Consider the following 6,133-nt stretch of genomic DNA (forward strand, 5'->3'; position numbering starts at 1 on the left):
ATCATTCTAATTAGAATGATGCCCTTTATCTCACCAACTTTTTTCTCTTATTAATCAAGCTGTCTAGTGATAAATAAGAAATGGTTACAGTAAGAAAACCCCATCGCGCCTTTTACAAAATAATTTTTTATTTCTCAACATAAAATGATTAGAATTAAATTCCTAATCATAGTACCTACAGTTGTCAATTATCCTCCCTTTTTGAAAGGTCCTATCTTTAATGACAATTCCATTCAAATTTTCCTAACCTAAAATATCCTCTCTATTTCGTTTTCTTTTTAACCCCAATAGTATATATCCTCTTTTAATCTATTATATTCAAGTTACATGCCTCCATTTAGAGATGTTAAATTAACAAATATCTACTAAATGTCTATTAAAAACTCATATTACAATCGTTATCCAGAACCCAAAATACAAACAGATAAAGTACTCTTATTTCCTATTAGTGGCTATATCAGCGTAATTGTCTCTTGTCAGAAGATCCTATAATATTATGTACAACGAAATTAATTTTTCACTAATAAATTGGTGGGTGATATAAGTAAATCCACCTAACGCATCATCAGCAATCTACGTATTAACGGATTTATTCTAAGTAGATTAAAATGAGAGATTGATATCAAATTTACAAAAGGAAAAGAGAACGTTTAATTTGATTAATGTTATAAAACATATAAAGGAGGTTAAAACGTGGTACTCTCAAGACAAGATTCCTGGACGAACGATAACGATTTACTTCTCGCATCCACAGTACTCCAGAATATTCGTAACGGTGGAACACAGTTAACTGCATTCAAGGAAGTAGCAAAGCTACTAAATCGGACACCTGCAGCTTGTGGATTTCGCTGGAATTCATACGTGAGAAAACAATACCAAGAGGAAATACAACGAGCAAAACAAAATCGAGAAGTGGGAAACAATATTTCTCCCTCTCAACAAAAAAAAGAAACCATACTCTTTATCTATGACATTAGATGATATTATTCTCTTTCTACAAAATTATAAAAAAACATATGAATTTACAAACTTACAAAGTCAAATAAAAAATTTAGAGATAGAAAATCAGTTCCTTCTACAACGTGTAACTATGTACGAAGAAGAGTATCGTATGTTACTTAATCATATTGATAGGTCAAGAAGCTTAGTTGTAATTGATTAAAAGAAGCAGCAAATTACTTTTATACACTTAAGTCGTCACCTAAAAAACTCACTATATATAAATTAAGTTTAAACACTAATAAATAAAGTGCACGTTTACTCTTAATAAACGTGCACTTTATTTAATCCTTAAAACATAAAATTTAATTTTCAACTCATTAACAATATTAAAATTAAGATGTTTGTTTTATAGGTATTTGTTTACTTCTATTCTCAATAAGTCTATCTAATAGTAAGTAAACAAATCCAGAAATAATACAACCACACCTAAGATTGTAAATAACATATGCCCTAAAAGCTGATCCAGTAATACACCACCTAGAAGTGGTCCAAATGCATTACCTGTAATCCGTTGAAGATTAGCCGCTCCCATATAAGTCCCCCTCAAATGTTCTGGAGCTATATTAGCAACAAATGTCATTTGGACATCATTTCCCCTACTGTATAAACTGTATAAGCTATTAATAATGAGCTTAGGATAACTAAATCATTTGTGTCTATTACTTGAAACCAATTAAGAGTCTCCCATGACCTCTTTCTATTCGTATAATCAGTTTCCTGAACCTCAAATACAATACCTATGTTTTTATCCAAAGTATTGTTCTTCAATTTTAATAAAGTTTCATGTAATAAACTCTCATCAATAGATTCATTAACCGGATTCTCCCCCCCAAAGCAACGTACCTCACTATAAGGAATCGTTAAATGCTTAAAAGAACTGAAATGAAAATGTTTAATATGATCCATTAAGCTTAAATACTTATGAAAATCCTTGTATTCAATTTCCTCTTGCCTTAATAATTTAGAAATACCTAGACGTGTAAGATAGGTTATAGACCAATGATATATATCCCATGTTATTCCAGCGTTAGATAACTCCAAATTAACCAAATCAGTAAAATCCCTTGGATATATAAATATAGGATCAAAAGCATCGCCCAAGTTTCCAAAAATGGGTAGGTTTTTGATTCTATATATATCAGTTCCTTTTATTTCTTCATCTAGCATGTTAAAGAACTCTATAATCCTTTTTTTATTATCAAGAAGATTATAGCTCTGAAATTCCACGACATTTATGAATTGATTAGCATGCACTGTTATACCTGATGCATTATACTTTATAGCAATATTAATAAATTCATCATTAAGGTAGTCTGCATTATCAGTAGGAAAATGCAACGTTAACAGGGATGGATCAAGGGTTAGAACAAAAGAAAGAACCTCTGAAAATCTTTTTGTATATGAGTTATCAAATAAAGATGTCCCATCAAAAATATTTGCTTCTAATCCATAGCCTTTTTTAACCTATTTTAAGTCAATCTGTTTACTATCTAAACCAAAGAACGGGACCTGTAATATCTTAAATGAACTCCTTCTTATAAGACAATATCAACAACAATATTAATATTTTGTAATAGACAGCGTGATGAAAAATCCTTTTGGGTTTCCAACACTCTGTCATCTTTTTGAATTTTATAGAATGAATATAATAAAATATGATAAAAACTATAAATTTCCCACTTTAAATTCACTTAATCCGTATAATAGGTTGGTATGTTATTTTATTTCTGTTATTTTATTTCTGTTATTTTATTTCTGTTTTTTTATTTCTGTTTTTTTATTTCTTCTTGCCATGTAGCACCAACACCACCTGATGGTGTATTCCAACGGTCTTCCTGTCGTTTAATACGTTCCATGTCTGCATCACTCGGCTTAAATTCTTCTACTTCCTTACGTTGCTGTTCCTTATTACGAGGTTGTTCAACTTCTTTATTATTAAATTTATGGTTTGTAGTAGCTTCTTCAGGCTTATTATCTGCCTTTACACCTGCTGTACTAGATTCGGGCTTATCATTCGTTTCAATATTCTTGCCTTCGTTTATTTGAGGCTTGTGATTATTTGGCTTATTCTCACTAGATTGCACGCCTACGTTTTTCTCTTCAGCCCAACGATTATTTTTTTCATCCCATCCAACAGGAATAACTGAATACATTTCCTTATCTTGACCAACGTAATCCGCACCAAGTAACTTACCATCCTTAAATTGAACTTGTATTACCGCTTGTGGCGCCTCATAAGTATATTCAATTAATTCCATATCATACTTCTTCGTTTTAAATGCACTTGTCGCATTACGGTGTAATGCCTTAGCTACTTCTTCATATGGCATACCATGTTCAAGTGCTTCAAAATAATCGACAGGCATTGTAGAACTACTATCTTCTGATGGAAACTGATACTTTACAATGTAAACTTTTTCCTCATTCTTTTCCGTTTTAACCTCTTTGTTTTCGTTATCCTTTGGCACATTGTCATCCAACTTTTCCTTGTCCTTTAATTCATCACGCTTTGTATCATCTACCTTCTTATCGGCTTGCTCATCCTTCTTCACTATCTGTTCATTCTTAGATGTTTCTTTCTTGGTAGAGACGTTCTCCTGACCACATCCCACTAATAAACTTGGTAACAATAATCCTGCTACTAGATATTTTTTCATGTCCATTCCCCCTGTTCACTCCATATTTATACAAATACAATAGTGTATTTACCTTATATTACCTAGGCACCTTCGTAATATTATAACAATATATTAAAATATACAATGGGTTAATTCTCTACTTTGCTGTCTATTACGAGATATCTTACGAGTTTAATTCTGTCAGTCACGCTACGGCTTTCTCACACTTCTTTATCACAATTTCTTCTTCTCACCCAGGATACAACCTCTAGTGAAAACAAATGAACAAAATTTCGTTAATCTGATATGTATAGGTACTTATACATATCGATCATTAATACATTAGCAGTATTGACCAGTCAAACATTCTAATTAACCCCAATATTCATCCTAGCATGCGTTTCTCATTGTAAATAAAAAAACGGCGGATTCTCCATGTAAGAGAATCCGCCATCACAAGTAACTAATCATTTCATATTTATTTTTTCTTTTACTTTCGTTGGAAGCTCGTCTGTCCTCATATCCTACCAAGCTGTTGCACCTTTTTTTCTGTGTAATATACACGTAGGAATGCTTCTGTACGAAGATTCAAGTTTTACCGCATGTATCATCTCACTGTTTACAAAATACAGTCCGAACCTAAATGCTTCCAATTGAACAACTTTTTTGTTTGCATACCATTTACAAGCCTTTGTAGAGGAATAGTATCGGTATGTCCAAGTTTGATAATTTTTTTGCACCAGAACCTACAACTGTATTGTGCTCAACCGTTCTCATCACTACCATATCTTTATCAGTGAACCTCTTCTTCGTTAGTTCTTAAATTATACTTTTTTCATAATATATGCGGAGGAAATATAACCTACTAGTTTTTGATCTGCAGTTTTAACTGGATACCATACAAACTGATTGCTACTATCTACAGATTCATCATATGCAAAGTTTCCTTGAATAATCAAATTCGTATTTTTACTTAACGGTTTCCCACTTGAAGCGGAAGTAGGTTTAGATCTTAAATTTACTCCATCTCTTGTTACAAGTACTTGATCACCTGTTTTTAGATGATAGATAGAAGAATGTAGATTTGTTAGTATGTACTCCTTCTTTTTAAATATAATATTTGTGCTCGTGTTAGGATCATATTCAAAATCAGCTGTACTGAAAGGAAACTGCCCCAATTTTGTATCATTTAAAAAACTGTATTGTTCTAGAATAGAAAACACTTTTTCTTGGTAAGCATTTAAATTTTTTTGACCGGTAGCTTTATACAAAGGACTGTTTGCAGGTTTTGTTCCATTATAAGCCATAACAGAGAAGTACCAGTTTTCGATTATTTCTGGTCCAGCAACGTTTACCTTAGGTAGGTCTGTTCGCTGATACATGCTACGAAGAACTTTAACACCTGCTTCAATATTATAATTAATATCATATTTTAACTTTTGTTGATCGAACTGAGGTTGATTGGTAATTTGCATAATCCCAATTCCACCATCTTGTGCTATGATTGGCTGGCCGTTTCCATCAAATTGTTTCCATCCACTTTCTTGTGTAGCTACAGCTTTTACAACTTCAGGAGGAACATTTTCTTTTAATGCTGCGTTCGTTAGTAGGCAATTTATGTGCTGACGAGAGGGATTTTGGTTCGGCTTAATTTCACCATATGGCTCACACGTAGATGCAGCAGAGACATCTTCATAGGACCAACAGAATATCATGAAGCAAGCCAATATCCCTATTCTTAATAATTGTACTTTCATTCTAGTATTCTCCAATCTATTTAATAATTTATAGTTATACACATTTTACCACAATATTTTTCTAATATTCTATATTTTAAGAACCCATAGGGTCAATCACGAGAGTTGTAATGGGACACCATGGTCTTGCACGTCAGCCATAGCAGAAATGGACTTCGCCTTTGGTAACAAGAATCCTACTAACGTTAGTCAACTTGCCCCTTTAGAGATAGAAGCTTCAATTTAAAAAATGCGTTCTGAGACACTACTCTTCTTCCAAAATAGCGTAATAATATTCATCCCACCATTCATTCCCATGTGGTATACACTTCCTGAAATAGCCTTCTCTTCTCATTCCAATCTTCTCCATCACCCGATATGATGGGATATTTTGTGGCTGACATGTAGCTATTATCCTATGTAATTTCATTTCCTTAAAGCCATATTTTACTGTAGCTTGTGCTGCTTCAGAAGCATATCCTTTATTGAAATATTTTGGATTGAACACCCAACCAATCTCATAAGTATGCTCACCAAAGTATTTATGAAAAACTATATGACCAATCAGAATATCTTTATCAATTAATACTACAGGAAAGTTCTTAGCGTTTTCACCAATATTTTCATTCACAAAGTTTCTTGCACCTTCTTCAGTAAAAACCCCTTCAGGTATGTATTTCATAACATTGATATCTGATGTATACTCATGAACAGCTTGCCAATCTTTGAACTCAAATTTTCGTATTAATAATCTTTCTGTTTCTATAAACATTTACT

3 protein-coding genes and 3 pseudogenes are annotated in these 6,133 nt (G+C 32.5%); 1 reads left to right on the plus strand and 5 read right to left on the minus strand.

Features of this window, described 5'->3' with window-relative positions; genetic code table 11:
- The first annotated feature begins 693 nt into the window (after window positions 1–693).
- A pseudogene (locus DN403_RS14200) lies at window positions 694–1,162 on the plus strand (RsfA family transcriptional regulator).
- Window positions 1,163–1,334: 172 nt separating this feature from the next.
- On the opposite strand, the pseudogene DN403_RS31770 reads toward DN403_RS14200, so the two are convergent.
- From DN403_RS31770 to DN403_RS14220, 5 genes and pseudogenes are all read right to left on the minus strand, one after another.
- A pseudogene (locus DN403_RS31770) lies at window positions 1,335–1,674 on the minus strand (MFS transporter); the annotation flags it as partial.
- Window positions 1,669–2,541, minus strand: a pseudogene (locus tag DN403_RS14205) (endonuclease); the annotation flags it as partial. The pseudogenes DN403_RS14205 and DN403_RS31770, both read right to left, overlap by 6 nt.
- Before the next feature lie 224 nt (window positions 2,542–2,765).
- Window positions 2,766–3,659 (minus strand): hypothetical protein, encoded by an 894-nt coding sequence (locus DN403_RS31160; RefSeq protein ID WP_179958933.1) that lies wholly within the window; start codon window positions 3,657–3,659, stop codon window positions 2,766–2,768.
- A 785-nt stretch (window positions 3,660–4,444) separates the two neighbouring features.
- The gene (locus DN403_RS14215) at window positions 4,445–5,377 is read right to left on the minus strand and encodes a transglycosylase SLT domain-containing protein (protein WP_097889082.1); all 933 of its coding nucleotides are present in this window, start codon (window positions 5,375–5,377) and stop codon (window positions 4,445–4,447) included.
- A 244-nt stretch (window positions 5,378–5,621) separates the two neighbouring features.
- Entirely contained in the window at window positions 5,622–6,128 is a 507-nt protein-coding gene (locus DN403_RS14220) for a GNAT family N-acetyltransferase (protein ID WP_097889081.1), read from the minus strand.
- Window positions 6,129–6,133: the final 5 nt, after the last annotated feature.

Source organism: Bacillus sp. AY2-1, from assembly GCF_008368965.1.
GTDB classification, from domain to species: Bacteria; Bacillota; Bacilli; order Bacillales; family Bacillaceae_G; genus Bacillus_A; species Bacillus_A thuringiensis_S.

Excerpts from the sequence above, each read along its gene's own strand:
- DN403_RS31160 (WP_179958933.1), bottom strand. The coding sequence starts at position 3,659 with ATGAAAAAATATCTAGTAGCAGGATTATTGTTACCAAGTTTATTAGTG.
- DN403_RS14220 (WP_097889081.1), bottom strand. The coding sequence starts at position 6,128 with ATGTTTATAGAAACAGAAAGATTATTAATACGAAAATTTGAGTTCAAA.
- DN403_RS14215 (WP_097889082.1), bottom strand. The coding sequence starts at position 5,377 with ATGAAAGTACAATTATTAAGAATAGGGATATTGGCTTGCTTCATGATA.